The sequence below is a fragment of the Cupriavidus sp. 01L46 genome (assembly GCF_056399905.1).
Genome location: NZ_JBFTSF010000100.1, coordinates 1 through 24307 on the forward strand (window position 1 = coordinate 1; position 24307 = coordinate 24307).

General features: G+C 61.6%; 35 protein-coding genes and 1 pseudogene. 1 reads left to right on the plus strand and 35 read right to left on the minus strand.

What is annotated here, in order from left to right; translation table 11 throughout:
• The 29 genes from rpsK to AC1DS3_RS18960 all read right to left on the minus strand — a co-directional run.
• The coding region (gene rpsK, locus AC1DS3_RS18820) for a 30S ribosomal protein S11 (protein ID WP_477127709.1) at nucleotides 1-134 on the minus strand (134 nt) is incomplete at its 3' end.
• A gap of 24 nt (nucleotides 135-158) precedes the next feature.
• Nucleotides 159-524 carry a 30S ribosomal protein S13 gene (gene rpsM / locus AC1DS3_RS18825; RefSeq protein WP_006160431.1) on the minus strand — a complete coding sequence of 122 codons (366 nt, stop codon included), beginning with the start codon at nucleotides 522-524 and terminating at the stop codon, nucleotides 159-161.
• 19 nt (nucleotides 525-543) lie between these two features.
• Nucleotides 544-660, minus strand: a complete 117-nt coding sequence (rpmJ, locus tag AC1DS3_RS18830) for a 50S ribosomal protein L36 (RefSeq protein ID WP_006160433.1) — start codon at nucleotides 658-660, stop codon at nucleotides 544-546.
• A 31-nt stretch (nucleotides 661-691) separates the two neighbouring features.
• Entirely contained in the window at nucleotides 692-910 is a 219-nt protein-coding gene (gene infA / locus AC1DS3_RS18835) for a translation initiation factor IF-1 (protein WP_441637910.1), read from the minus strand.
• A gap of 23 nt (nucleotides 911-933) precedes the next feature.
• The gene (gene secY, locus AC1DS3_RS18840) at nucleotides 934-2277 is read right to left on the minus strand and encodes a preprotein translocase subunit SecY (protein ID WP_477127695.1); all 1344 of its coding nucleotides are present in this window, start codon (nucleotides 2275-2277) and stop codon (nucleotides 934-936) included.
• Between the two features lie 48 nt (nucleotides 2278-2325).
• Nucleotides 2326-2760, minus strand: coding sequence for a 50S ribosomal protein L15 (rplO, locus tag AC1DS3_RS18845; protein ID WP_477127696.1), 435 nt, complete (start codon nucleotides 2758-2760; stop codon nucleotides 2326-2328).
• A 22-nt stretch (nucleotides 2761-2782) separates the two neighbouring features.
• A complete protein-coding gene (rpmD, locus tag AC1DS3_RS18850; protein WP_006160440.1) occupies nucleotides 2783-2965 on the minus strand; it encodes a 50S ribosomal protein L30 in 183 nt (60 codons plus the stop codon).
• A 13-nt stretch (nucleotides 2966-2978) separates the two neighbouring features.
• The gene (gene rpsE, locus AC1DS3_RS18855) at nucleotides 2979-3497 is read right to left on the minus strand and encodes a 30S ribosomal protein S5 (protein ID WP_006160449.1); all 519 of its coding nucleotides are present in this window, start codon (nucleotides 3495-3497) and stop codon (nucleotides 2979-2981) included.
• A 21-nt stretch (nucleotides 3498-3518) separates the two neighbouring features.
• Nucleotides 3519-3875, minus strand: coding sequence for a 50S ribosomal protein L18 (rplR, locus tag AC1DS3_RS18860; protein WP_477127697.1), 357 nt, complete (start codon nucleotides 3873-3875; stop codon nucleotides 3519-3521).
• Between the two features lie 11 nt (nucleotides 3876-3886).
• Nucleotides 3887-4420, minus strand: a complete 534-nt coding sequence (gene rplF / locus AC1DS3_RS18865) for a 50S ribosomal protein L6 (protein WP_477127698.1) — start codon at nucleotides 4418-4420, stop codon at nucleotides 3887-3889.
• Between the two features lie 10 nt (nucleotides 4421-4430).
• Nucleotides 4431-4826 carry a 30S ribosomal protein S8 gene (rpsH, locus tag AC1DS3_RS18870; protein ID WP_006160454.1) on the minus strand — a complete coding sequence of 132 codons (396 nt, stop codon included), beginning with the start codon at nucleotides 4824-4826 and terminating at the stop codon, nucleotides 4431-4433.
• Between the two features lie 27 nt (nucleotides 4827-4853).
• Entirely contained in the window at nucleotides 4854-5159 is a 306-nt protein-coding gene (rpsN, locus tag AC1DS3_RS18875) for a 30S ribosomal protein S14 (RefSeq protein ID WP_006160456.1), read from the minus strand.
• Nucleotides 5160-5168: 9 nt separating this feature from the next.
• Complete coding sequence (gene rplE / locus AC1DS3_RS18880; protein ID WP_006160458.1) at nucleotides 5169-5711, minus strand: 50S ribosomal protein L5; 543 nt, start codon at nucleotides 5709-5711, stop codon at nucleotides 5169-5171.
• Nucleotides 5712-5736: 25 nt separating this feature from the next.
• The gene (gene rplX, locus AC1DS3_RS18885; protein WP_043350346.1) at nucleotides 5737-6045 is read right to left on the minus strand and encodes a 50S ribosomal protein L24; all 309 of its coding nucleotides are present in this window, start codon (nucleotides 6043-6045) and stop codon (nucleotides 5737-5739) included.
• 9 nt (nucleotides 6046-6054) lie between these two features.
• Nucleotides 6055-6423 (minus strand): 50S ribosomal protein L14, encoded by a 369-nt coding sequence (gene rplN, locus AC1DS3_RS18890; RefSeq protein WP_477127699.1) that lies wholly within the window; start codon nucleotides 6421-6423, stop codon nucleotides 6055-6057.
• Between the two features lie 276 nt (nucleotides 6424-6699).
• Entirely contained in the window at nucleotides 6700-6978 is a 279-nt protein-coding gene (gene rpsQ, locus AC1DS3_RS18895; RefSeq protein WP_006160462.1) for a 30S ribosomal protein S17, read from the minus strand.
• Nucleotides 6975-7169: a 50S ribosomal protein L29 gene (gene rpmC, locus AC1DS3_RS18900; protein ID WP_006160464.1), complete on the minus strand. Its 195-nt coding sequence runs from the start codon at nucleotides 7167-7169 to the stop codon at nucleotides 6975-6977. The genes rpsQ and rpmC overlap by 4 nt, the downstream gene beginning before the upstream one ends.
• Before the next feature lie 11 nt (nucleotides 7170-7180).
• Entirely contained in the window at nucleotides 7181-7597 is a 417-nt protein-coding gene (gene rplP / locus AC1DS3_RS18905; RefSeq protein WP_006160465.1) for a 50S ribosomal protein L16, read from the minus strand.
• 2 nt (nucleotides 7598-7599) lie between these two features.
• The gene (gene rpsC / locus AC1DS3_RS18910; protein ID WP_006160467.1) at nucleotides 7600-8406 is read right to left on the minus strand and encodes a 30S ribosomal protein S3; all 807 of its coding nucleotides are present in this window, start codon (nucleotides 8404-8406) and stop codon (nucleotides 7600-7602) included.
• Between the two features lie 9 nt (nucleotides 8407-8415).
• Nucleotides 8416-8745, minus strand: coding sequence for a 50S ribosomal protein L22 (gene rplV / locus AC1DS3_RS18915; RefSeq protein ID WP_006160469.1), 330 nt, complete (start codon nucleotides 8743-8745; stop codon nucleotides 8416-8418).
• A gap of 9 nt (nucleotides 8746-8754) precedes the next feature.
• Nucleotides 8755-9030, minus strand: coding sequence for a 30S ribosomal protein S19 (rpsS, locus tag AC1DS3_RS18920; RefSeq protein WP_006160471.1), 276 nt, complete (start codon nucleotides 9028-9030; stop codon nucleotides 8755-8757).
• A gap of 21 nt (nucleotides 9031-9051) precedes the next feature.
• Complete coding sequence (rplB, locus tag AC1DS3_RS18925) at nucleotides 9052-9882, minus strand: 50S ribosomal protein L2 (protein WP_477127700.1); 831 nt, start codon at nucleotides 9880-9882, stop codon at nucleotides 9052-9054.
• 2 nt (nucleotides 9883-9884) lie between these two features.
• Entirely contained in the window at nucleotides 9885-10199 is a 315-nt protein-coding gene (gene rplW / locus AC1DS3_RS18930) for a 50S ribosomal protein L23 (RefSeq protein ID WP_006160473.1), read from the minus strand.
• On the minus strand, nucleotides 10196-10816 hold the full coding sequence (rplD, locus tag AC1DS3_RS18935) for a 50S ribosomal protein L4 (protein ID WP_006160474.1): 621 nt from the start codon (nucleotides 10814-10816) through the stop codon (nucleotides 10196-10198). The genes rplW and rplD overlap by 4 nt, the downstream gene beginning before the upstream one ends.
• 11 nt (nucleotides 10817-10827) lie before the next feature.
• Nucleotides 10828-11478 carry a 50S ribosomal protein L3 gene (rplC, locus tag AC1DS3_RS18940; protein WP_477127701.1) on the minus strand — a complete coding sequence of 217 codons (651 nt, stop codon included), beginning with the start codon at nucleotides 11476-11478 and terminating at the stop codon, nucleotides 10828-10830.
• Nucleotides 11479-11714: 236 nt separating this feature from the next.
• On the minus strand, nucleotides 11715-12206 hold the full coding sequence (locus AC1DS3_RS18945; protein ID WP_477127702.1) for a flavin reductase family protein: 492 nt from the start codon (nucleotides 12204-12206) through the stop codon (nucleotides 11715-11717).
• 1 nt (nucleotide 12207) lies between these two features.
• Nucleotides 12208-13449, minus strand: coding sequence for a styrene monooxygenase/indole monooxygenase family protein (locus AC1DS3_RS18950; RefSeq protein ID WP_441637922.1), 1242 nt, complete (start codon nucleotides 13447-13449; stop codon nucleotides 12208-12210).
• 73 nt (nucleotides 13450-13522) lie between these two features.
• Nucleotides 13523-14311, minus strand: coding sequence for an SDR family oxidoreductase (locus AC1DS3_RS18955; RefSeq protein WP_441637924.1), 789 nt, complete (start codon nucleotides 14309-14311; stop codon nucleotides 13523-13525).
• 113 nt (nucleotides 14312-14424) lie between these two features.
• Nucleotides 14425-15654: a dienelactone hydrolase family protein gene (locus AC1DS3_RS18960; protein WP_477127703.1), complete on the minus strand. Its 1230-nt coding sequence runs from the start codon at nucleotides 15652-15654 to the stop codon at nucleotides 14425-14427.
• Nucleotides 15655-15892: 238 nt separating this feature from the next.
• On the opposite strand from AC1DS3_RS18960, the gene AC1DS3_RS18965 reads away from it, so the two are divergent.
• The gene (locus AC1DS3_RS18965) at nucleotides 15893-16906 is read left to right on the plus strand and encodes an AraC family transcriptional regulator (RefSeq protein ID WP_441637928.1); all 1014 of its coding nucleotides are present in this window, start codon (nucleotides 15893-15895) and stop codon (nucleotides 16904-16906) included.
• A gap of 102 nt (nucleotides 16907-17008) precedes the next feature.
• Here the strand turns inward: AC1DS3_RS18965 and rpsJ are convergent, their stop codons facing one another.
• The 6 genes and pseudogenes from rpsJ to recQ form a co-directional block, all read right to left on the minus strand.
• Entirely contained in the window at nucleotides 17009-17317 is a 309-nt protein-coding gene (rpsJ, locus tag AC1DS3_RS18970; protein ID WP_006160488.1) for a 30S ribosomal protein S10, read from the minus strand.
• Between the two features lie 94 nt (nucleotides 17318-17411).
• A pseudogene (gene tuf / locus AC1DS3_RS18975) lies at nucleotides 17412-18567 on the minus strand (elongation factor Tu).
• Between the two features lie 77 nt (nucleotides 18568-18644).
• Nucleotides 18645-20747, minus strand: coding sequence for an elongation factor G (fusA, locus tag AC1DS3_RS18980; RefSeq protein ID WP_150985749.1), 2103 nt, complete (start codon nucleotides 20745-20747; stop codon nucleotides 18645-18647).
• A gap of 119 nt (nucleotides 20748-20866) precedes the next feature.
• On the minus strand, nucleotides 20867-21337 hold the full coding sequence (rpsG, locus tag AC1DS3_RS18985) for a 30S ribosomal protein S7 (protein ID WP_035876146.1): 471 nt from the start codon (nucleotides 21335-21337) through the stop codon (nucleotides 20867-20869).
• Nucleotides 21338-21563: 226 nt separating this feature from the next.
• Nucleotides 21564-21941, minus strand: coding sequence for a 30S ribosomal protein S12 (rpsL, locus tag AC1DS3_RS18990; protein ID WP_006162330.1), 378 nt, complete (start codon nucleotides 21939-21941; stop codon nucleotides 21564-21566).
• A 356-nt stretch (nucleotides 21942-22297) separates the two neighbouring features.
• The gene (gene recQ, locus AC1DS3_RS18995) at nucleotides 22298-24163 is read right to left on the minus strand and encodes a DNA helicase RecQ (RefSeq protein ID WP_477127704.1); all 1866 of its coding nucleotides are present in this window, start codon (nucleotides 24161-24163) and stop codon (nucleotides 22298-22300) included.
• Between the last annotated feature and the right edge of the window lie 144 nt (nucleotides 24164-24307).

Here is a 24307-nt window from a genome sequence, read left to right on the forward strand (position 1 = left end):
GCGTTGCCCTGACGGTCGGTGATCGTGATGATGGTGTTGTTGAACGAAGCGTGGACGTGCGCAATGCCGTCGGCAACGTTCTTCTTGACCTTCTTACGCGCGCGCTGGGCGGCGTTATTCGGACCTTTTGCCATTAGTTTCTTCCTCTGCCTTCGGCTTTACTTCTTCAGAGCCACGCCGGCCTTACGCGGACCCTTGCGGGTACGGGCGTTGGTGCGGGTGCGCTGACCGCGCATCGGGAGACCCCTGCGGTGACGGACGCCACGATAGCAACCAAGGTCCATGAGACGCTTGATGTTCATCGTGGTTTCACGACGCAGGTCACCCTCAACCGTGGCCTTGGCTACTTCGTCACGAAGCTTTTCCAGGTCGCCGTCGGTCAGGTCCTTGACCTTCTTGTCAAAGGGAACGCCGGTGGCCACGCAAATCTTGCGGGCGCGCGAGCGGCCGATACCGTAAATAGCCGTCAGGCCAATCTCGGTATGCTTATGGTTCGGGATGTTAACCCCTGCGATACGTGCCATTCGTCAATCCTCTTTCCGATTAGCCTTGGCGTTGCTTGTGGCGGGGATCCGACGAGCAGATCACGCGCACGACACCGTTGCGCTTGATAACTTTGCAGTTGCGGCAAATGCGCTTAACAGAAGCCAGCACTTTCATGATTTTCCTCTTCCTTCAATTCCTGTTCGCTTCACTTCGTCCGAAAGACGATGCGCGCGCGTGACAGATCATATGGGGTCAGTTCAACCGTCACCCGATCACCCGGAAGAATCCGGATGTAGTTCATTCGCATCTTGCCGGAGATATGGCCCAGCACCACATGGCCGTTTTCCAGTTTGACGCGGAACGTCGCGTTGGGGAGGTTTTCCAGGACCTCCCCCTGCATCTCGATGACGTCGTCTTTTGCCATACCTAGCCTGTACCGACCCGGCTTCAGCGCAAGGTCAGATTACCCTTGAAATTCGCTTTCTTCAGCAGGGACTCATATTGCTGCGACATGACATAGGACTGGACCTGGGCCATGAAGTCCATCGTGACGACCACGATGATCAGCAACGAGGTTCCGCCAAAATAGAACGGAACGTTCCAGCGCAGTACCAGGAATTCCGGCAACAGGCAGACCAGTGTGATGTAGATCGCACCAGCCAGCGTCAGACGGACAAGAATCTTGTCGATGTAGCGCGTCGTCTGCTCGCCCGGACGAATGCCCGGAATGAAGGCACCGCTTTTCTTCAGGTTGTCCGCGACTTCCCGGCTGTTGTACACAAGAGCCGTATAGAAGAAGCAGAAAAATATAATTGCAGCAGCGTACAGCAGGATGTAGACCGGCTGTCCCGGCGAAAGCGTCGCAGCCAGGTCCTTGATGAACCGGCCGGCAGCGCTCGTCGAGTCAGWCGTGAACCAGCCCGCGATGGTCGCCGGGAACAAGATGATCGACGATGCGAAGATCGGCGGAATCACCCCTGCCATGTTCAGCTTCAGCGGCAGGTGCGACGATTGACCGCCATACACCTTGTTGCCGACCTGACGCTTGGCATAGTTCACCAGGATCTTGCGCTGGCCACGCTCGACAAACACCACGGCGAAGGTAACACCGGCGATGATTGCCACGATCAGGATCGAAGCAATGATGCTCATGGAACCAGTACGAACCAGTTCGAAGAGCCCGCCGATCGCGTTGGGCAAGCCCGCTGCGATACCGCCGAAGATKATGATSGAGATACCGTTGCCSAKACCCCGCTCGGTGATCTGCTCACCCAGCCACATCAGGAACATCGTACCGGTCACCAGCGTGATCACTGCCGTAGCCCGGAACATCAGCCCCGGATCAATCACCAGACCAGGCTGAGATTCCAGCGCGACTGCAATCGACAGCGCCTGGAAAGTGGCCAGAACCACCGTGCCGTAGCGCGTGTACTGCGTGATCTTGCGTTGACCCGCCTGCCCTTCCTTCTTCAACGACTCCAACTGCGGCAGCACGATCGTCAGCAATTGCATGATGATCGACGCCGAGATGTACGGCATGATGCCGAGCGCGAAGACGGTAAAGCGCGACAGTGCACCGCCCGAGAACAGGTTGAACATCCCGAGGATGCCACCTGACTGACTCTGGAAAAGCTTCGCAAGCTGTTCCGGATCGATTCCCGGCACCGGAATATGCGCTCCGATGCGGTACACGATCAGGGCCAGCACCAGGAACATCAGCCGGCGCTTCAGGTCGCCGTACTTCGCCGTGTTCTTGGCTTGCGTGCTTGCATTGGGTTTCGCCGTGGCCAAACGATGCTCCGACTGTGACTCGCCTATGCTGCGAAATCTGCTGCTAAATTACGCCGCGATCWGACCGCCGGCGGCTTCGATCGCAGCCTTGGCGCCAGCGGTGGCGCCCAGACCCTTGATCGTAACCTTGCGGGTCAGTTCACCAGCCTTGATGACCTTGGCGCTCTTGACCAGCTCAGCCACCAGGCCAGCCTGCTTCAGAACCAGCAGGTCCACCTCGGTAGCTTCCAGGCGCTCGATATCACGCAGGGTCACTTCGGCGTTGAAGGCCTTCGTTAGCGACGTGAAGCCACGCTTCGGCAGGCGACGATACAGCGGCATTTGACCGCCTTCGAAGCCGACCTTGTGGAAGCCGCCCGAACGCGACTTCTGACCCTTGTGACCACGACCGGCAGTCTTGCCCAGGCCGGAGCCGATACCGCGGCCGACGCGACGCTTAGCGTGCTTCGAACCGTCGGCCGGTTTCAGGTTGTTGAGTTGCATCTTGCTCTCCGTGTCCCGGGACTCAGGCCAGAACCTTGACCAGGTACGAGACCTTGTTGATCATGCCGCGCACGGCGGGCGTGTCCTGCAGCTCCGACACCGAATTGATGCGGCGCAGGCCCAGGCCACGGACGGTGGCGCGATGATCCTCACGCGTGCCGATCAGGCTGCGCACGAGTTGCACTTTTACGGTTTGTTGCGACATTTCGTCCGACTCCTTAACCGAGGATGTCTTCAACAGACTTGCCACGCTTTGCGGCGATCTCGCCCGGCGTGCTCATCTTTTGAAGACCGTCCAGCGTGGCGCGAACCATGTTGTACGGATTGGTCGAGCCGTGCGACTTGGTCACGACGTTGGTCACGCCCATCACTTCGAAAATCGCGCGCATCGGGCCACCAGCGATCACGCCGGTACCTTCCTTGGCGGGCATCATCAGCACCTTGGCGGCGCCGTGCTTGCCAACGACTTCGTGTTGCAGCGTGCCGTTCTTCAGCGAGACCTTGACCATCTTGCGACGGGCTTCGTCCATTGCCTTCTGAACTGCAACCGGCACTTCCTTAGCCTTGCCCTTGCCCATGCCGATGCGGCCATCGCCGTCACCAACCACGGTCAGCGCAGCGAAACCGAGAATCCGGCCACCCTTCACCACCTTGGTGACACGGTTGACCGAGATCATCTTCTCGCGGAGGCCGTCGTCGCGTTCGTCCTGCTGGACTTTTGCTTGCATTTTTGCCATGACGTATCTCTCTGTGTGCGCTTAGAACTTAAGGCCGGCTTCGCGTGCTGCGTCAGCCAGTGCCTTCACGCGACCATGGAAGCGGAAGCCGCCGCGATCGAACGCAACKGTTTCCACGCCAGCTGCCTTCGCCTTTTCGGCGATGCGCTTGCCAATCAGGGTCGCGGCGGYTGCGGTAGCACCGCTGCCAGTCAGTTCCTTGCGCACTTCTGCCTCGGCGGTCGAAGCCGATGCCAGCACTTGCGTGCCGCACGGCGAGTAGACCTGGGCGTAAATATGCGAATTCGTACGGAACACGGTCAGACGATTGATCTTCAACTCCGCGATTTTGGCGCGGGTCTGACGTGCACGGCGCAAACGAGCGTCTTTCTTGTTCATGATTGCACCCCTTACTTCTTCTTGGTTTCCTTCAGGATGACGCGCTCGTCCGAGTAGCGAACGCCCTTGCCCTTATAGGGCTCAGGCGGACGGTACGCGCGGACTTCCGCAGCCACCTGACCGACTTTCTGCTTGTCCGCACCCTTGATGATGATCTCGGTCTGCGTGGGCGTTGCCGCCGTCACGCCTTCCGGCATCGCATGGATCACGTCGTGCGAGAAACCAAGCTGGAGCTTCAGCGCAGTACCTTGCAGCTGGGCACGGTAGCCCACGCCGACCAGGTTAAGCTTGCGCTCGAAACCGGCGGTTACACCCTTGACCATATTGGCCACCAGGGCGCGCATGGTGCCCTGCAGTGCGTTTGCTTCGCGCGATTCATCGACCGGAGCAAAGGTCAGCGTGTCGTTTTCGACATTGACCTTGACCAGGCTGTGAATCGGCTGCGTCAGCGTRCCGAGCGGGCCCTTAACGGAGAGCACGCCAGCCGCCACATTGACTTCYGCGCCTTTSGGCAGCGMGATGGGAGCCTTACCTACACGGGACATGGTCTACTCCTTACGCGACGTAGCAAAGAACTTCGCCGCCCACGCCAGTGGCACGTGCCTTGCGATCGGTCATCAGACCCTGGGGGGTCGAGATGATTGCGACGCCGAGGCCGTTCATCACTTGGGGGATGTCGCTGCGGCCCTTGTACACGCGCAGACCAGGCTTCGAGACGCGTTCAATGCGCTCGATGACCGGACGGCCAGCGTAGTACTTCAGACCGATGCTCAGTTGTGCCTTGCCGCCTTCTTCTTTCACGGCGTAGTCGTCGATGTAGCCTTCGTCCTTAAGGACCTTGGCGATTGCCACTTTCAGCTTCGACGACGGCATGACAACCGACACTTTCTGCACGCCTTGGGCGTTGCGGATGCGCGTCAGCATATCGGCGATAGGATCGCTCATGCTCATACTGTTTCTCCTGTAGCCTGTGCGTAATTACCAGCTGGCTTTCGTCAGACCCGGGATTTCGCCACGGAAGGCGATTTCACGGATCTTATTACGCGCCAGGCCAAACTTGCGGAAGGTACCGCGGGGACGACCGGTGATCGCGCAGCGGTTACGCTGGCGAGTCGGGTTCGCGTTGCGCGGGAGCTGCTGCAGCTCGAGACGCGCGCTATAACGCTCTTCTTCCGACTTCTCTTGGTCGTCGATAATGGCCTTGAGGGTTGCACGCTTGTCGGCATACTTTGCCACGAGCCTAGCGCGCTTCTTCTCACGTTCAATCAGAGCCAATTTAGCCACGGTTACCCCTTAATTACGGAACGGGAACTTGAATGCTGCGAGGAGTGCCTTGGCTTCCTCGTCATTCTTCGCCGTCGTCGTGATGCTGATGTTCAGACCACGCAGTGCGTCGATCTTGTCGTACTCAATTTCGGGGAAAATGATCTGCTCTTTCACACCGATGTTGTAGTTGCCACGACCATCGAACGAGCGGCCCGAAACACCACGGAAGTCACGCACGCGCGGCAGGGCCACGGTCACGAGACGATCCAGGAATTCGAACATGCGTTCGCCGCGCAGCGTCACCATCGCGCCGATGGGATAGCCCTGGCGGATCTTGAAGCCGGCGATTGCCTTCTTGGCCTTGGTCACCACCGGCTTTTGGCCGGCGATCTTGGTCAGGTCGCCCACGGCCAGCTCAATGACTTTCTTGTCATTGATGGCTTCGCCAAGGCCCATGTTCAGGGTGATCTTGGTGATGCGCGGCACTTCCATGACCGACTTGAAGCCGAACTGTTCGATCAGCTTCGGTACTACTTGTTCTTTGTAAAACTCTTGCAGACGTGCAGTCATGCTCAACTCCTATCTGTGCCCAGAATCAAGCTGCCACGACGGCACCGGTGGTCTTCAGCACGCGTACACGCTTGCCGTCTTCCACCTTGATACCGACGCGCGACGGCTTGCCATTGGCATCCACGAGCGCAACGTTAGAAATATGCAGCGGCATGACCTTGTCGACCACACCACCGGTGGTGCCCAGCATCGGGTTCGGGCGTGCGTGCTTCTTAGCAACGTTGACGCCTTCCACCACAACCTTCTCGCCGAGCATGGCTTGCACGGTGCCGCGCTTGCCCTTGTCTTTTCCGGTCAGGACGATGACTTCGTCGCCTTTACGAATCTTGTTCATGGCGGCTCCTTACAGCACTTCCGGCGCGAGCGACACGATCTTCATGAAGCGCTCGGTACGGAGTTCACGAGTCACCGGCCCGAAAATACGGGTGCCGATCGGCTCGAGCTTGGTGTTCAGCAAGACAGCGGCATTGCTGTCGAACTTGACGAGCGAACCATCAGCGCGACGCACGCCCTTGGCGGTGCGCACGACGACGGCGTTGTAAATATCGCCCTTTTTCACGCGACCGMGCGGCGCTGCGTCCTTAACGGTCACCTTGATGATGTCGCCCACGCTCGCATAGCGGCGCTTGGACCCACCCAGCACTTTGATGCACAGAACTTCGCGCGCACCAGTGTTATCGGCTACTTCGAGCCGGCTTTCTGTCTGAATCATGGTGTTATCTTCCCAACTTAATCCACCGGGCAACGCCCGCCGGTCAGTCTTGGTCCCGTCAGCCCCTGGCTTTGCGCCAGCAACCGTTTGGGTTGATCAACTTTGAAGTCGGTAGTTACCAGGCGGCCTGAACATGGTTAATCAGGAGCCGCTCGGCTAGGTTCGCTTCACCGATTCGCCGGGGTGATACAACTAAGGCGAATGCAACAAAGCGGAAGTCCAGGATTATAGCACATAACCCTGGACTCGCAAGTCAACCGAAAACCGTGTGGTTTTTTAGATGACGCGCGCAGCTTCGACCAGACGGGAAACCACCCAGGACTTGGTCCGCGACAGCGGACGCGTTTCCTGGATCTCGACCTTGTCGCCTTCCTTGTACTGGTTGGCTTCGTCGTGTGCGTGGTACTTCTTGGAACGCAGCACGTACTTGCCGTACAGAGGATGCTTGACGCGGTTTTCGATCAAGACCGTGACGGTCTTGTCCATCTTGTCGCTAACTACCCGACCGACCAGCGTGCGGCGAAGCGACGATTCCGTTTGTGCAGTTTCAGTCATTTCGAGGTCGCCTTTTCGTTCAGCACGGTTTGCACCCGCGCGATGTCCTTGCGCACCTTCTTCAGCTGGCTGGTGTTCTGCAGCTGTTGGGTGGCCTTTTGCATGCGCAGGCTAAATTGGGCCTTCAGCAGCTCGGAGAGCTCCTGGTTCAGCCCTGCGGCATCTTTGCCGCGAAGTTCGGATGCTTTCATCCCTGCTCTCCTTACGTCCCGACCTGGCGCACCACGAAATTGGTGGCGATCGGCAGCTTGGCGGCCGCGAGGCGGAACGCCTCACGAGCCAGCTCTTCCGTCACGCCATCCATTTCGTACAGCATCTTGCCCGGCTGGATTTCTGCCACGTAGTATTCCGGATTACCCTTACCGTTACCCATACGGACTTCGGCGGGCTTCTTCGAGATCGGCTTGTCCGGGAAAATCCGGATCCAGATGCGGCCGCCACGCTTGATGTGACGGGTCATCGCACGACGTGCCGACTCGATCTGACGAGCCGTCAGACGACCACGGCCCATCGCCTTCAGGCCGAATTCGCCGAAAGACACGGCGTTGCCACGGGTAGCCTTACCCGTGTTGCGGCCTTTCTGCTCCTTGCGGTATTTTCTGCGCTTAGGTTGCAGCATCGTTATTCTCCACTCTTCGCATCTGCGCCAGGAGCGCGGCGACCTGCACCGGCACCCGCGCCACCGCGGCGGTTGCCACCCGGACGGCCGCCTTCGCCTTCACGGCGACGACCATCAGGACGACCACCCGGGCGACGACGACGATCGTCTTGCGGCTCTTCCACTACCGGCGCATCGTTGCGGCCGAGGTGATCACCCTTGTAGACCCACACCTTGACACCGATGATGCCGTAGGTGGTTTCTGCTTCGGAGAAGCCGTAGTCGATGTCGGCGCGCAGGGTGTGCAGGGGCACACGACCTTCGCGATACCACTCGGTACGAGCGATTTCGATGCCGTTCAGACGACCAGCGCTCATGATCTTGATGCCCTGGGCACCGAGGCGCATCGCGTTCTGCATCGCGCGCTTCATTGCGCGGCGGAACATGATACGGCGCTCGAGCTGCTGGGTGATCGAGTCGGCGATCAGCTGCGCATCGGTTTCCGGCTTGCGGATTTCCTCGATGTTCACGTGCACGGGCACACCCATGCGGCGTTGCAGCTCGGCCTTGAGCAGTTCGATATCCTCACCCTTCTTGCCGATCACCACGCCCGGACGCGAGCTATAAATGGTGAGACGTGCATTGCGGGCGGGGCGCTCGATCACGACGCGGCCAACCGAAGCGTTCTTGAGCTTCTTCTTCAGAAACTCGCGAACTTCGATGTCTTCCTTCAGCATGCCGGCGAACTTCGTGTTGTTGGCGTACCAACGCGAAGCCCAGTTACGGCTGACGGCCAGACGGAAGCCAGTCGGATGAATCTTCTGTCCCATCGTGACTCCTTAGTTGCCGAGCGTCACAGTGATGTGACAAGTTTGTTTCTCGATGCGGTTGCCGCGGCCCTTTGCTCGTGCCGTGAAACGCTTGAGCGAGGTTGCCTTGTCGACGAAGATGGTCTTGACCTTCAGTTCGTCGATGTCGGCGCCTTCGTTGTGCTCGGCGTTGGCGATGGCCGATTCGACCACCTTCTTCACGATGACGGCCGCCTTTTTCGGGCTGAACGTCAGGACGTTGAGCGCGCGTTCGATCGGCAGACCGCGGATCTGGTCAGCGACCAGGCGCGTTTTCTGGGCGGAGATGCGGGCACCGCGATGAATCGCTTTCACTTCCATGATGGCACCTTACCTCTTCGCTTTCTTGTCAGCCGCGTGGCCCTTGAACGTACGCGTGAGCGCAAATTCACCGAGCTTGTGGCCAACCATGTTTTCCGAAACATACACCGGCACGTGTTGACGGCCGTTATGTACGGCGATCGTCAGGCCGATGAAGTCCGGCAGAATGGTCGAGCGACGCGACCAAGTCTTGATGGGCTTCTTGTCCTTGCCGGCTGAGGCCGCTTCCACCTTTTTCAGCAGGTGGGCGTCACAGAACGGACCCTTTTTTGCGGAACGTGTCATGTCTAGGCTCCTACCTACCGATTAACGCTTGTGGCGGCGCTGCACGATCATGCTGGCAGTGCGCTTGTTGCTGCGGGTACGGTAACCCTTAGCCGGGGTACCCCACGGCGAAACGGGGTCACGACCAGCAGCGGTCTTGCCTTCACCACCACCGTGCGGGTGGTCCACCGGGTTCATCACAACGCCGCGAACCGTCGGGCGGATACCGCGCCAACGATTTGCACCGGCCTTGCCGATGACGCGCAGGCTATGCTCTTCGTTACCGACTTCACCGATGGTGGCGCGGCATTCGATGTGAACGCGACGCACTTCACCGGAGCGCAGGCGAACCTGAGCGTAGATGCCTTCACGAGCCAGCAGCACAGCGGAACCGCMAGCGGCGCGAGCGATCTGAGCGCCCTTGCCCGGCAGCATTTCCACGCAGTGGATGGTGGTACCAACCGGAATGTTGCGGATCGGCAGGTTGTTACCCGACTTGATCGCAGCTTCCGAGCCGTTCATCAACGCTTGGCCAACTACCATGCCCTTGGTGGCAATGATGTAGCGGCGCTCGCCGTCGGCGAACAGCACCAGCGCGATATTGGCGCTGCGGTTCGGATCGTATTCCAGGCGCTCGACCTTGGCGGCGATGCCGTCCTTGTCGTTGCGCTTGAAGTCGACCACACGGTAATGGTGCTTATGACCACCGCCCTTGTGGCGGGTGGTGATGTGACCGTTGTTGTTACGGCCCGACTTCTGGAATTGCTTTTCCAGCAGCGGAGYGTGGGGCGCGCCCTTGTGCAGGTTGTGGTTAACAACCTTTACCATGGAGCGACGGCCCGGGGACGTCGGCTTGGTCTTGACGAGTGCCATGATTACTTGGCCTCCGCTTCAAAATTGATTTCCTGACCCGGCTTGAGCGAAACGTAAGCCTTTTTCACGTGGTTGCGACGCCCCATGAAACGGCCAAAACGCTTTTGCTTGCCCTTTTGGTTCAGGATCTGAACGGACTGCACCTCGACCTTGAACAGCAGTTCGACTGCCGCCTTCACGTCTGCCTTGTTGGCATCGCGAGCGACTTCGAACACGACTTGTTCGTTCTTGTCGGCGACCAGGGTTGCCTTTTCGGAAACCACCGGCGCGAGCAGCACCTGCATCAAACGATGATCGTTCTTGGCTACTTGCGTCATTTCAGCAACTCCTCGATCTGCGCGACGGCTGCCTTGGTCACCAGCACCTTCTTGTAGTGCACGAGCGACAGCGGGTCAGCCTGGCGCGGCTCGACAACCGCCACGTGCGGCAGATTGCGCGAAGCCAGGTAGAGGTTTTCGTCGAGGCTGTCGGTGATGATCAGCACCGAGTCCAGGCCCATGGCCTTGAACTTGTCGGCCAAGAGCTTGGTCTTGGGCGCATCGACGGTGAAACCGTCCACCACGTTGATACGACCTTCACGTGCGAGCTGCGAGTAAATCGAGCGCATGCCGGCACGGAACATCTTCTTGTTGACCTTCTGCGTGAAGTTCTCTTCCGGCGAATTCGGGAAGATGCGGCCGCCCCCGCGCCACAGCGGCGAGGAAGACATACCGGCACGGGCGCGACCCGTACCCTTCTGGCGCCAAGGCTTCTTGGTCGTGTGCTTGACCTCTTCACGGTCCTTCTGCTTACGGTTACCGCTGCGAGCGTTAGCCTGGTAAGCGACGACGACCTGGTGAACGAGGGCTTCGTTGTAGTCACGGCCGAAGACTTCGGGCGAGGCGTCAACGCCTGCACCGATCTGGCCATTGTCCTGGAGGAGCTTGAGTTCCATTGATTCGCTCCTTAAGCTTTGGCTTTGGCCTTGACGGCCGGGGTAACGATAACCTTGCCGCCCTTGGAGCCGGGAATGGCGCCCTTGACCAGCAGCAGCTTGCGCTCTGCGTCGATCTTGGCGATTYCCAGGTTCTGGACGGTGCGGGTGACGTCACCCAGATGGCCAGTCATGCGCTTGCCGGGGAACACACGGCCCGGATCCTGCGCCATACCGATGGAACCCGGCACGTTGTGCGAACGCGAGTTACCGTGGGTGGCACGACCCGATGCGAAATGGTGACGCTTGATGGTACCGGCGTAGCCCTTACCGATGGTCACGCCCTGGACGTCGATCTTTTGACCGACTTCGAACAGGTCAACCGACAGCGTGCCGCCGGGTTGCAGTTCGCCAGCCTTAGCGGCATCGATGCGGAATTCGCGGATGATTTCACCAGCTTCAACACCAGCTTTGGCAAGGTGACCTGCCAGGGGCTTGGTGACGCGGCTAGCGCGGCGTGCGCCGAAAGTGACTTGAACCGAGGTATAACCGTCGGTCTCGTCCGTCTTGATTTGTGTCACGCGGTTGTCGCCGACCTCGACCACGGTAACGGGAATTGAATCGCCGTCGTCCGTGAAAATACGGGTCATGCCAACCTTGCGACCTACAAGGCCAAGGCTCATGGTTTGCTCCATTCCCAGCTGCGATTGGCCGGGGCTGATTGATACACGAAAACAGTGTTTGCAGTGCGGGGCTTGCGCTGAAGAAGACTGCGCGCGGCCAATCTGGCCAGCCCACTACCCATAGACAAACGGGTAGCCTTACACTATATCGCGTAGATTTGGAAAGAGCAAGCGTGGATTGACAACTATGAGGTGGCGTACGGGGCGGTGTTGTTTTGCAGCGTTTCCGCGTGATTCTATCGCCCCAGTTGCACAAATTCCCCGCCAAAGAACACCAGCGGCTCGCCCTCCCCTACCTCAAACCCCTCCACCTGACCCACGATCAGCAAGTGATCCCCGACAACGTCGGCGCGTTCCACCCGGCACGCCAGGGTGGCCAGGGCATCATCGAGATAAGGCACGCCACGCTGGCATCGCCAATGGGCGACTCCGGCAAACTTGTCGTCAGCGGGTTTCGCAAAGCGCCGGGCGAGCTCGCCATGCCCCGCCCGCAGAATACTCACGCCGAAGGGGTTCCCTGGCGTGAAACGCGCCGCGTTCGGCGAACGCAAGGCGAGGCTCCACAGAATCAGCGGCGGCGCCAGCGATAGCGAGGCAAAGGAGTTGATGGTCAGGCCAATCGGGMGGTCATCGGCACCGCAGGCCCCGATGACCGCCACGCCGGTGGCGTAACGGCCACAAGCGTGACGCAGTGCCTTGGGGTCGAGCACAGCACAGGCGGCGTCCATCTCAGGCTGCCTGCGGCAGATGCCGGTCGATCAACTGATGGCAGGCGGTGGGGTCGGCCCACCAGGGGAAGAAGTCTGGCGGGTTGTCGAAGCCGTTGGCGATGCGTGCGGCCAGCGCCGGCGCCTGCCCGGCCGCGCCCAGCAATGCCAGGATATGCGGCGGAGGTGGCGTGAGCAGCGAGTTGGTCCAGTTCACGACGTCGCCTGCGTATTGCCAGTAATTGGCGAAGGTCTGCGTCATCCAGGCGGCATCGAAGGCACGATCGCCACGCGCGACGATCGCCTCCAGATAGACCTTGCAGCATTTGGCGGCGTTGTTCGAGCCCTGTCCGGTAATGGGGTCGTTGACCACGACCGCGTCCGCCATGCCGAACACCAGCCGGCCGGACGGCAGCGTCATGATCGGATGCCGCACGGTTGGCGTGAACCGGCCCGCGAGGATGCCCTGCTCATCGGTCAGTGTGATGTTTTCACAACGTTGCGCTTCCCACGGCAGCCAGGTGCGGAGGATGCGCAGGCTTTCCGCCAAGTGCTGCTCGGGCGTACGCGCCTCGGCCCATCGGTCCATGGGTCCGCCGGGGATGCCCTCGAACACCATGATCTCGCAAGGTCCGCTCAAGGTGAGCGCGGGGAAGACAAAGTACTCGCCGATGCCAGGAATCAGGTTGAAGCAAACCCGCGAATACGGCGTGCGCGGCGTCATGCCGCTTACATAGGTCAAGGCCAGCGCGCGTTGCGGTGCGCTAAACGGACTGCGTGCGGCGTCACGCTCGAAGCGGCTGACGATTTCGCCTTTGCCGGCGGCGAGCAGGACCAGATCGTGCTCGAGCGTCAGCGCTTCGAGCTCATCGATGCCGGCATCGGCGATGCGCAGGTCGCCGCCACGCTCGGCGAAGGCCTCCATCCAGGCTGGCATCTTGAGCCGCTGGTCCACGGCCTGCGCCGGGCGCTCGAGCCGGGCGGCCCAGTCGATCAGCCTGGCGCCAGCCTGCTCCGGATGCGGAATCGCCAGGCCAATGCCTTCTACAGGCGGGCAGAGATCGTCCCACCAGTTCAGTCCAAGCTCGCGCTCGGCCTGCAACGCGCGATCGAACATGCATTGGCTGGACATGACCTTGCCCGCCCTGACCTGGTCCGGCGTTCGGTTGGTCAGCAGTGTGACCCGATAGCCCTTGGCTTGCAGCCCGAGGGCCATCTGCAGGCCGGACTGGCCCGCCCCGACGATGGCAATGCGTTGGCTCATGGCAATCTCCTACTGGATGTTCAGGATGAAAATCGAAGCCCCGGATTTTTTGGGGGGATGCTCGATGCCAGCTTCAATCGGCCAGCCTGGGAATGGCGGGCACGTTCTGCTCGGGTCCCATTGCCGAGTAGCCGCCGTCCACGGCATAGTCYGCGCCGGTGACAAAGCTGGCGTGGTCGGAACAGAGGAACAACACGACCTGGGCCACTTCGTCGGGCTCGCCAACGCGGCCAAGGAGGTGGAAGTCCGCAGCCACGCGATCGGTGCGCTCACGGTTGCCGCCGCTGACCTCGTCCATCAGCCGGCACCAGGTCCAGCCGGGAGAAACGGCGTTGACCCGGATACCATCGGGCGCAAGATCCATCGCCATGCTGCGGGTGAGCTGCCGGATGGCGGCCTTTGACGCCGGATAGAGCCAGCGGCCCGTCTGCCCCACATTGGCGGAGATGCTGGTGAAGTTGACAATGGCGCCACCGCCGCGAGCCCGCATGGCCGGGTGCACAGCCTGCGCCAGCATCACCCCGGAGACCACGTTGACGTCCAGCGCCGCGAGCCAGTCGCGCCGTCCTGATTTGAAACCGTCGTCAAGATAGGTGCACGCCAGGTTGACCAGGTAGTCAACGCCACCGAAATGCTGGCTCACCCGCGCTACCGCCGCAGCCACCTGGGCATCGTCGGTGATGTCCGTGTGGACAAACAACGCCCGCTCGCCCAACGCGGCAGCCGCGCGCTCGCCGGCGCCGGCATCGATGTCGAGAATGGCCACTCGCGTGCCGGCCTCGACGAAGGCGCTGGCCACGCCCGCGCCGATCAATGTAGCGCCACCGCTGATGATGGCCACCTTGTCCCGCAGTCCTTTCATGACGCTGTCTCCTGGTTGTCTTGGACGCTGCCCGGCTGCCGCCTTGCGACAGCACATGCCGGGTGCGGCCTTTTGCTTTTCTTTGATGACGTGGTACTTGCCCGTACGGGCTGTTACTTGCCTTCGCTCTCCTGCCAGCGCGCCATCAACGTGTTGGAGGGCAGCGTCTCGTCGAGCAGCTTGCGCGCGGTCTCCACACCGGCCACGGGCAGGCCGGCCGGATCGAGCATGCCGATCTGCACCAGCACGCTCGCCTGGTCCCAGTAGATATGCTCGTGGTAGAGCTTATCGCCGCGGAACTTGACGATGGCGATGAGGGGGATCTCCACCCGCTTGCCGGTAGGCGCTACGCCAGGCAGCATCCAATCGACCTCGCAGGTATGCGTGAAGCAGAACAGCATCTCGTCGACGATCTGGCTGGCGCCCACGGTGCGCGACAGCGGAATCAGGCTGGTATCGGGCGGATTGCTGTTGACGAAATGGTTCTGGTAGAAGCGCTTGAGCTGCCGGTGGCCGACGCCGCCAGTCATGGTCGGGATATGGTTCACGTAGGGTTCCGACRCCATCGTCGCCATCGTGGCGTCGACATCGCGGGTGGCAAACTCGTATTCGCAGTGCTTGTCCCAGAGCGCCGAGAAATCGTAGTGCGGGCCCATCTCCGCGCGCAGCGCGGCTATCGAGCGCTGATGCGCCATCAGCGCCGATGGATGGTCGAAATGCTCGCCGCCGGTGCGCGCGAACGCGTGGTCCACGCCCGGATAGACGTACAACTCAATGCCGTCCTTGCCGCCCAGGGCTGCGCGGATCTGCGCCTGCGCCTCGGGTGGGCAGAAGCCATCGCGCTCGGCCACATGCAGCACCAGCCGCCCCTGGATATTGGCCGCCTCATCCAGCGCGCGCTCGATGCCAACGCCGTAATACGCTACGGCACAGGCCACGCCGTCCAGGCGGCAGGCAGCCAGATAGGCGAGCTTCCCACCCAGGCAAAAACCTAGCACCCCGGTCTGGCCCACGCATTCAGGCCGGGCGCGTAGCGCGTCCAGCGCCGCACCAACGTCCTTGACGCCGAGGGCCTCATCGAAGCGCTGATACAAGCCCAAGGCGCGCTGGAAGTCCTCGCCGCGATCGCCCAGTTCGATGCCGGGGGCGATACGCCAGAACAGGTCCGGCACCAGCACCGTGTAGCCTTCCTCGGCGTAGTAGTCCGCCACGGCGCGCATGGTGGCATTGACGCCGAAGATTTCCTGGCACAACACGATGCCGGGTCCCTTGCCCGATGCGGGCGTGGCCAGGTAGGCGTTGAATGCGCCGTCGGCGGCGTGGATCTGGATAGTCTGGCCCATGGGCTGCGCTCCTTTGTTTTGGGGATTGGGGCTGCCGTGCTGGATTCCATCATGGGCGATCCGCACCGCAGCAAACTAGCCGCGTGCTGCAGCGGCTATCCGATTAGTGCAGGAAAATGCCGGCGCACACAAGGGGCGCCGGGAAGCGATCCACTATAGTGGTGTGAAGGAATCCGCCCGCAGGCTGGCCGGMCCCAACGTACTAAGCGGCGCGCCAATGACGCCGAGGAGCGAGACAATGCCGCAGCCCCCCGCGGCCACGGCCACCGAGCCGCTGGCAGGCGCCCTGCTATCCGACCCCACCCGGCTGGTCTTCGCCTCGACCGACCAAGCCAAGACGCGCGCAGCGGTGGGTACGGTTTTCAAGCCGCACAAGCTCACCATCGGCGGCACGACGCTGGCTGCCCGCATGCATCATGCGCCGCTTGGCGCCGTGTCCTTCAACCGGCTGGCTTACGGCGCGGAGGTCCAGATCGAGCCGGGGCCGCTCGATGATTTCCTGCTGGTGCAGATGCCGCTGGCGGGCCATGCCCAGATCCATTGCGGCCAGCAGCAGATCCTCTCCGACCGCGACTTGGCCTCGGTGCTCACGCCGAGCGACCCCGTGCGGATGCGCTGGAGCCACGATAGCGACCAGTTGATCGTGCGCGTGGAGCGCGGTGCGCTGGAGCGGGTATGTGCAGCGCACCTCGGCCATCGGTCACAGGCGCCGCTGCGCTTTGAGCTTGGGATGGGCTGGCGCCGCCTGGCGGCCTGGTATCAGCTGATGCACTACGTGGCGGACCTGCTGGCGCTGGCGCCGGACGCGGCGCGGCATCCGCTAACTGCCTGCCAGCTGGAGCAGCTGGTGATCGGGACGTTGTTGACTGTGCAGCCTCACAGCCTGGCCGAAGCGATGCGGGCACGGGGCAAACCGCTGGCGCCGCGCCACGTGAAGCAGGTCGAGGAGTACATCCATGCCCACGCGCAGGCGCCGCTGACCCCCGCCCTGCTGGCGGAAATCGCCGGTGTGAGCCTGCGTGGACTCTATGCAGGCTTTCGGGAGCATCGCGGCATCAGCCCGATGGCCTACCTGCGCGCGGTGCGGCTGGAACGTGTTCGCCATGACCTGCTGAACGACCCGGCGATCGACTCGGTCACGGCTGCGGCCCTGCGCTGGGGCTTCAGCCATCTGGGACGCTTTAGCGTGGAATACCGCAAGAGTTTCGGCGAACCGCCGGGGCAAACACTGCGCCGGCGCGGGCCCGCTTAGGCCGCATTCGTTCGGGTGGGAACGCAAAAACAAAAACGGCGAACCGAAGTTCGCCGTTTTTGTTTGCGCAAAACCGCTTGGCGCGGTCTTGTGCTGAATACCTTACACCTTGATTTCGACGTCGACGCCGGCCGGCAGGTCGAGCTTCATCAGTGCGTCAACGGTCTTGTCGGTAGGATCGACGATGTCCATCAGGCGCTGGTGAGTACGGATCTCGAACTGATCACGGCTCGTCTTGTTGACGTGCGGCGAACGCAGGATGTCGAAGCGCTGGATACGGGTCGGCAGGGGCACCGGGCCCTTGACGATCGCGCCGGTGCGCTTGGCGGTATCCACGATTTCGGCTGCCGACTGGTCGATCAGGCGATAGTCGAAAGCCTTCAGGCGGATACGGATCTTCTGGTTCTGCATGATATTTCCTTAAAAGAGCGATGGGCGGCGTGCGCCCTGGAACATGGGAACAAGCCGACGGTATTGTACCGCCAGCCTGCTCCAGGAAGTTTGCTTAGTCGAGGATCTTTGCCACGACGCCGGCGCCGACGGTACGACCGCCTTCACGGATGGCGAAACGCAGGCCTTCTTCCATGGCGATCGGGGCAATCAGCTTGACCGTGATCGACACGTTGTCACCCGGCATGACCATTTCCTTGTCCTTCGAAGTAGAACTGCGGGCGGTAGTTGTTGAAGAACGGGGTGTGACGGCCGCCTTCGTCCTTCGACAAGATGTAGACCTCGCCGGTGAAGTGCGTGTGCGGCTTGATCGAACCCGGCTTGCACAGCACTTGGCCGCGCTCGACGTCTTCGCGCTTCGTGCCGCGCAGCAGCAGACCCACGTTGTCGCCAGCTTGACCTTGGTCCAGCAGCTTGCGGAACATTTCCACGCCGGTGCAGATGGTCTTGACCGTCGGCTTGATACCAACGATTTCGATTTCTTCACCAACCTTGATGATGCCGCGCTCGATACGACCGGTCACAACCGTGCCACGGCCCGAGATCGAGAACACGTCTTCCACCGGCATCAGGAAGGTACCGTCGATGGCACGTTCCGGCGTCGGGATGTAGCTGTCCAGCTGCTCGGCCAGGGCCAGGATGGCTTGCTCGCCCAGTTCGCCCTTGTCGCCTTCCAGTGCCAGCTTGGCCGAACCCTTGATGATCGGGGTGTCGTCGCCGGGGAACTCGTACTTGGACAAGAGCTCGCGCACTTCCATTTCGACCAGCTCGAGCAGCTCGGCGTCGTCGACCATGTCGCACTTGTTCAGGAACACGATGATGTAAGGCACGCCAACCTGGCGGGCCAGCAGGATGTGTTCGCGGGTCTGGGGCATGGGGCCGTCAGCGGCCGAGCACACCAGGATCGCGCCGTCCATCTGCGCAGCGCCCGTGATCATGTTCTTCACATAGTCAGCGTGGCCCGGGCAGTCAACGTGGGCGTAGTGGCGGTTAGCCGTTTCGTACTCGACGTGTGCGGTGTTGATGGTAATACCGCGTGCCTTTTCTTCCGGCGCTGCGTCGATTTCGTCGTACTTCTTGGCCGAACCGCCAAACTTGGCTGCCAGCACCGTAGCAATTGCTGCCGTCAGGGTGGTCTTACCATGGTCAACGTGACCGATCGTACCAACGTTCACGTGCGGTTTAGTCCGCGAGAACTTTTCCTTTGCCATTTTTCAGCTCCTAATCGAAACCAGTATGTCGTGTTCATAGTGCCGCCACGCACAACGCGCGGCGGCGGATTTTTTACTTACTTGCCACGTGCCGTGATCACGGCGTCGGCTACGTTCTTCGGAGCTTCAGCGTAGTGCTTGAACTCCATCGTGTACGTAGCACGGCCTTGCGTGGCCGAACGCAGCGAGGTCGAGTAGCCGAACATCTCTGCCAGCGGAACTTCCGCGCGCAGGATCTTGCCACCGCCGACCATGTCGTCCATGCCCTGGATAATGCCGCGACGCGACGACAGATCGCCCATCACGTTACCCATGAAGTCTTCGGGCGTTTCCACTTCCACGGCCATCATCGGCTCGAGCAGCACGGGGCTTGCGCGGCGCATGCCTTCCTTGAAGCCCATGGAGCCGGCCATCTTGAACGCGTTTTCGTTCGAGTCCACATCGTGGTACGAACCGAAGAACAGCGTGACCTTGACGTCGACCACCGGGAAGCCTGCCAGGACGCCGGCGTTCAGAGTGTCCTGAATGCCCTTGTCCACTGCAGGGATGTATTCGCGCGGAACCACGCCGCCCTTGATGGCGTCGACGAATTCGTAGCCCTTGCCCGGTTCTTGCGGCTCGAGCTTCAGTACCACGTGACCGTACTGGCCACGGCCGCCCGACTGCTTGACGAACTTGCCTTCCACTTCGTCGCAGGTCTTGCGGATGGTTTCGCGGTACGCAACCTGGGGCTTGCCCACGGTGGCTTCGACGCCGAATTCGCGCTTCATGCGGTCAACCAGAATTTCGAGGTGGAGCTCGCCCATGCCCGAAATGATGGTCTGGCCGGATTCTTCGTCGGTCTTCACGCGGAACGACGGATCTTCCTGTGCCAGGCGGTTCAGGGCGATGCCCATCTTTTCCTGGTCGGCCTTGGTCTTCGGCTCGACAGCCTGCGAAATCACCGGCTCCGGGAACACCATGCGTTCCAGGATGATGATGTGGTCCGGATCGCACAGCGTGTCGCCCGTGGTGGCTTCTTTCAGGCCAACCGCGGCGGCGATGTCGCCTGCCAGCACTTCCTTGATTTCTTCGCGCTGGTTGGCGTGCATCTGCAGAATCCGGCCCAGGCGTTCCTTCTTGCTCTTGACCGGGTTGTAGATGGTGTCGCCCGAATTGACCTTGCCCGAATAGACGCGGAAGAAGATCAGCTGGCCGACGAACGGGTCGGTCATGATCTTGAACGCCAGAGCGGAGAACTTTTCGTCGTCCGCGGCACGGCGCGACACTTCCTTGTCGTCGTCGTCCACGCCGGTGACCGGCGGGATGTCGACCGGCGACGGCAGGAAGTCGATCACGGCGTCCAGCATACGCTGCACGCCCTTGTTCTTGAACGCGGTGCCGCACAGCATCGGCTGGATTTCGCAGGCGATGGTGCGGTCGCGCAGGCCCTTGATGATCTCGGCTTCGGACAGTTCGCCCTCTTCCAGATACTTGTTCATCAGCTCTTCGTTCGACTCGGCAGCTGCCTCGACCATCTTCTCGCGCCATTCGTTGCACGAGTCGGCCAGTTCAGCCGGGATGTCCACGTAGTCGAACTTGGTGCCTTGGCTGGCCTCGTCCCAGATGATCGCTTTCATCTTGATGAGGTCGACCACACCCTTGAAGGTGTCTTCGGCGCCGATGGGCACAACGACGGGAACCGGGCTAGCCTTCAGGCGGGTCTTCAGCTGGTCGTAGACCTTGAAGAAGTTCGCGCCGGTACGGTCCATCTTGTTGACGAAGGCCAGGCGCGGCACGCCGTACTTGTTAGCTTGGCGCCAGACGGTTTCCGACTGGGGCTGCACGCCACCCACTGCGCAGTAGACCATGCAGGCGCCGTCCAGCACGCGCATGGAGCGCTCCACCTCGATGGTGAAGTCCACGTGGCCCGGGGTGTCGATGATGTTGATGCGGTGTTCCGGGTAATTGCCGGCCATGCCCTTCCAGAAGGCGGTGGTCGCAGCGGAGGTGATCGTGATGCCACGCTCCTGTTCCTGCTCCATCCAGTCCATCGTGGCGGCGCCATCGTGCACTTCACCGATCTTGTGATTCACACCGGTGTAGAACAGGATACGCTCGGTCGTGGTGGTTTTACCCGCGTCAATGTGAGCCGAGATACCGATATTGCGGTAGCGCTCAATGGGAGTCTTACGAGCCACTTTAATCCTCTATTCGTCCGTGAGACGCCGGCATCTCATTGCCAACGCCCGTAACACAAACGGGCGAGCGTGTGAAAACACAGCCCGCCCGGCAACCAACCGCGTATAACTCGCGCGCTTTAGAAGCGGAAGTGCGAGAACGCCTTGTTGGCTTCGGCCATGCGGTGCACTTCGTCGCGCTTCTTCATCGCGCCGCCGCGGCCTTCCGCAGCTTCCAGCAGCTCACCTGCCAGGCGCAGCGCCATCGACTTCTCGCTGCGTTTTTTCGCGGCCTCGCGCAACCAACGCATCGCCAATGCCAAACGACGCGACGGACGGACTTCGACCGGAACCTGATAGTTGGCGCCGCCCACGCGACGGCTCTTCACTTCGACCACCGGCTTCACGTTGTTGATCGCAACGGAAAACACTTCAACGGGGGCCTTGCCTGCCTTCTTTTCGATCTGGTCGAACGCGCCATAAACGATACGTTCGGCAACCGACTTCTTGCCGTCCAGCATCAGGACGTTCATGAACTTGGCAACTTCAACGTTACCGAACTTCGGATCGGGCAGGATATCCCGCTTGGGGACTTCACGACGACGTGGCATCTTCTTTCCTTTAGATTCAGTTGAGAGCGCGGCAATGATTTCCCGCTCTCCGGCCACCAACTAGCTTGCCTTCCATTGAGGCAAATTCGCCGGGTGACCACTTACTCGACGGCACGGCGCATAAACGCTCCGTTGTACCGCCGCCTGGTGACAGCACCATGACGCAACCGCCACAGGCCATCGTTTGTTGCTTCGGGCTTTGTGCCCGGCTTGCCTGGCGTTAGCCTTAAGCAGCCTTCGGACGCTTCGCGCCGTACTTCGAACGTGCCTGGCGACGATCCTTCACGCCTTGCAAGTCCAGCGAGCCACGGACGATGTGGTAACGCACACCCGGCAAGTCCTTCACACGGCCGCCGCGGATCAGCACGACCGAGTGTTCTTGCAGGTTGTGGCCTTCACCGCCGATGTACGAGATGACCTCGAAACCGTTGGTCAGGCGCACCTTGGCGACCTTACGCAGTGCCGAGTTCGGCTTCTTCGGCGTCGTGGTGTACACACGGGTGCACACGCCGCGACGCTGGGGGCAGTTCTCAAGCGCCGGGCTCTTGCTCTTGACGACTTCAGAGACACGCGGCTTGCGAACCAGTTGGTTGATAGTTGGCATTGTTCAATCCAGCTTGGTTTTACGGAAAAACACCCCTGGGGCCACAAGCAATGGGCCGAAGAGGCAACGACGGGTTTTGGGCGGGAAAAGTGAGCGAGCGCTCTTGAGACGGACCTGTGGAGGAACAGACTGGCCAAAGAGCGCGAGCTCGCCTGGGATCCCGCTGCGACCACACCACCAGAGCATCACACGATCCCCTGGCGGGCTTGCCGATTGCGAACCGAGGGCCACAATTACGACAGGCGAGCGAAATCCAAAGCCAAAAACTCGAATCTGACATACTAGCAGCGACTACGTAAACCGTCAAGCAGCTTCTGACAGAAGCGCACTGGTCGGCTTAGGCCCGGGCAAAGGCCTCAAAAGTCCTCCACGGCGCCCAGCGCTTCCAGGATGGCATCGCCGTAGCGCTCCAGCTTGGCGGCGCCGATGCCGGGGACTTCAGCCATTGCCGTCAACGAATCCGGCGCGCTGCGTGCCAGCTCGGCCAGCGTGGCGTCATGGAAGATCACATAGGCCGGCACACCGTGCTCGCGCGCCGTCTCGGTGCGCCACTTGCGCAGCGCTTCCCAGTTGGCCAATGCCTCGGTGTCCATGCCGGCGGTATGGTCGGTGCGTGTGCCGGCGGAGCCGCGCGCGCCACGCTCGCCGCTCTTGGCTGGCTTGCTGACCTGGCGGCGCAGGGTGATCGGCATCTCGCCCTTGAGCACCGCGCGGGCAGCGTCGCCCAGTAGCAGGGCACCGTGACCGCCATGGTCGATCACCAGCAGGCCGTGGGCGATCAACTGGCGGAAAATGGCGTGCCACTCGGAGACCGAACGGTCCGCGCCGATGCCAAACGTGGAGACCTTGTCATGGCCCCATTGACGGATTTTTTCCGACGCGTTGCCGCGCAGCACGTCGACCATATGGGTCGCGCCGAAATGAACGCGGCTGGCCTGCGCCGTGCGGTAGACGCAGGACAGCGCCATCTGCGCTTCACGCGTGCCGTCCCAGGTGGCGGGCGGCTCCAGGCAGGTGTCGCAGTTGCCACAGGGTTCGCTGGCTTCGTCGAAATAGCCAAGGATGCGCACGCGGCGGCAGCCGGCCGTCTCGCACAGCCCGAGCAGGGCATCGAGCTTGGCGGACGAGACCCGCTTGTGCGCATCGTCTGCCTCGGACTCGTCGATCATGCGCTTTTGCTGAACCACGTCGCCGAGGCCGTAGGCCATCCAGGCGTTGGCCGGCAGCCCGTCGCGGCCGGCACGGCCGGTTTCCTGATAGTAGCCTTCCATGCTCTTGGGTAAGTCCAGGTGCGCCACAAAGCGCACGTCCGGCTTGTCGATGCCCATGCCAAAAGCGATGGTGGCCACCATGATCACGCCCTCTTCCTCGCGGAAACGCGCCTGGTGGTGCTGGCGCACGCCCGCATCCATGCCGGCGTGGTACGCCAGCGCGTTGAGGCCCTGGGCGCTGAGGTAGCTGGCGGTGTCTTCCACCTTCTTGCGCGACAGGCAATAGACGATGCCGCTGTCGTGCGTGCCGTCGGCGGCCAGGTGCTCGGCCTTGATAAAGGCCAACAGCTGCTGGCGCGCATTGTCCTTCTCGACGATGCGATAGCGGATATTGGGGCGGTCGAAGCTGGAGACGAAGACGCGGGCGTCGTGCAGCGCGAGGCGCTCGACGATTTCCTCGCGTGTGACGGAATCCGCCGTGGCCGTCAGGGCAATGCGCGGCACTTCCGGGAAGCGCTCGTGCAGCACCGACAGCTGGATGTACTCGGGTCGGAAGTCATGGCCCCACTGTGATACACAGTGCGCCTCGTCGATGGCGAACACGCCGATACGGGTACGCTGGAGCAGGTCCTGGAAGCGCGGCGTCATCAGCCGCTCGGGCGCCACATAGAGGATTTCCAGCCGGCCGGCGAGCAGATCGCGCTCCACCGCGGAAGCCTCGGCCCCGCTGAGCGTCGAGTTCAGCACTGCCGCGCGCACGCCCGCCTCGGACAGCGCCGCGACCTGGTCCTGCATCAGCGCGATCAGCGGCGACACCACGATGCCGGTGCCCTGCCCGGCCCGCTGCCGCAGCAGCGCGGGGATCTGGTAGCACAGCGACTTGCCGCCGCCGGTCGGCGTCAGGACCAGGCAATCGCCGCCATCGGCCACATGGTCGATGATCTCCCCCTGCCGGCCGCGGAAGGCGTGGTAGCCAAAAACATCCTTGAGAATCGCCAGGGCGCGCGACATAGCAACAGCTTAAAAAAGGGGTGGGACCGCGAAAGGCGTAACCATACCACCAAGGGCGCGGCTAACTACTTCGGCCTGTGACGAATGTTCCCGGATTTCTTTCGCCTGGCGGCGCATGGTGCACGGGTCCGTGCCCTTGCGGCA

Excerpts from the sequence above, each read along its gene's own strand:
- rpsQ (WP_006160462.1), bottom strand. The coding sequence starts at position 6,978 with ATGACTGAAACTGCACAAACGGAATCGTCGCTTCGCCGCACGCTGGTC.
- rplE (WP_006160458.1), bottom strand. The coding sequence starts at position 5,711 with ATGACTGCACGTCTGCAAGAGTTTTACAAAGAACAAGTAGTACCGAAG.
- rplV (WP_006160469.1), bottom strand. The coding sequence starts at position 8,745 with ATGGAAGTGAAAGCGATTCATCGCGGTGCCCGCATCTCCGCCCAGAAA.
- rpsM (WP_006160431.1), bottom strand. The coding sequence starts at position 524 with ATGGCACGTATCGCAGGGGTTAACATCCCGAACCATAAGCATACCGAG.
- rpmD (WP_006160440.1), bottom strand. The coding sequence starts at position 2,965 with ATGTCGCAACAAACCGTAAAAGTGCAACTCGTGCGCAGCCTGATCGGC.
- rpsL (WP_006162330.1), bottom strand. The coding sequence starts at position 21,941 with ATGCCAACTATCAACCAACTGGTTCGCAAGCCGCGTGTCTCTGAAGTC.
- rpsE (WP_006160449.1), bottom strand. The coding sequence starts at position 3,497 with ATGGCAAAAATGCAAGCAAAAGTCCAGCAGGACGAACGCGACGACGGC.
- rplP (WP_006160465.1), bottom strand. The coding sequence starts at position 7,597 with ATGCTGCAACCTAAGCGCAGAAAATACCGCAAGGAGCAGAAAGGCCGC.
- rpsC (WP_006160467.1), bottom strand. The coding sequence starts at position 8,406 with ATGGGACAGAAGATTCATCCGACTGGCTTCCGTCTGGCCGTCAGCCGT.
- infA (WP_441637910.1), bottom strand. The coding sequence starts at position 910 with ATGGCAAAAGACGACGTCATCGAGATGCAGGGGGAGGTCCTGGAAAAC.
- rpmC (WP_006160464.1), bottom strand. The coding sequence starts at position 7,169 with ATGAAAGCATCCGAACTTCGCGGCAAAGATGCCGCAGGGCTGAACCAG.
- rpsJ (WP_006160488.1), bottom strand. The coding sequence starts at position 17,317 with ATGCAGAACCAGAAGATCCGTATCCGCCTGAAGGCTTTCGACTATCGC.
- rplD (WP_006160474.1), bottom strand. The coding sequence starts at position 10,816 with ATGGAACTCAAGCTCCTCCAGGACAATGGCCAGATCGGTGCAGGCGTT.
- rpsS (WP_006160471.1), bottom strand. The coding sequence starts at position 9,030 with ATGACACGTTCCGCAAAAAAGGGTCCGTTCTGTGACGCCCACCTGCTG.
- rpsH (WP_006160454.1), bottom strand. The coding sequence starts at position 4,826 with ATGAGCATGAGCGATCCTATCGCCGATATGCTGACGCGCATCCGCAAC.
- AC1DS3_RS18950 (WP_441637922.1), bottom strand. The coding sequence starts at position 13,449 with ATGAGCCAACGCATTGCCATCGTCGGGGCGGGCCAGTCCGGCCTGCAG.
- rpmJ (WP_006160433.1), bottom strand. The coding sequence starts at position 660 with ATGAAAGTGCTGGCTTCTGTTAAGCGCATTTGCCGCAACTGCAAAGTT.
- rplX (WP_043350346.1), bottom strand. The coding sequence starts at position 6,045 with ATGAACAAGATTCGTAAAGGCGACGAAGTCATCGTCCTGACCGGAAAA.
- recQ (WP_477127704.1), bottom strand. The coding sequence starts at position 24,163 with ATGTCGCGCGCCCTGGCGATTCTCAAGGATGTTTTTGGCTACCACGCC.
- AC1DS3_RS18965 (WP_441637928.1), top strand. The coding sequence starts at position 15,893 with ATGCCGCAGCCCCCCGCGGCCACGGCCACCGAGCCGCTGGCAGGCGCC.
- rplW (WP_006160473.1), bottom strand. The coding sequence starts at position 10,199 with ATGACGCAAGTAGCCAAGAACGATCATCGTTTGATGCAGGTGCTGCTC.
- rpsG (WP_035876146.1), bottom strand. The coding sequence starts at position 21,337 with ATGCCACGTCGTCGTGAAGTCCCCAAGCGGGATATCCTGCCCGATCCG.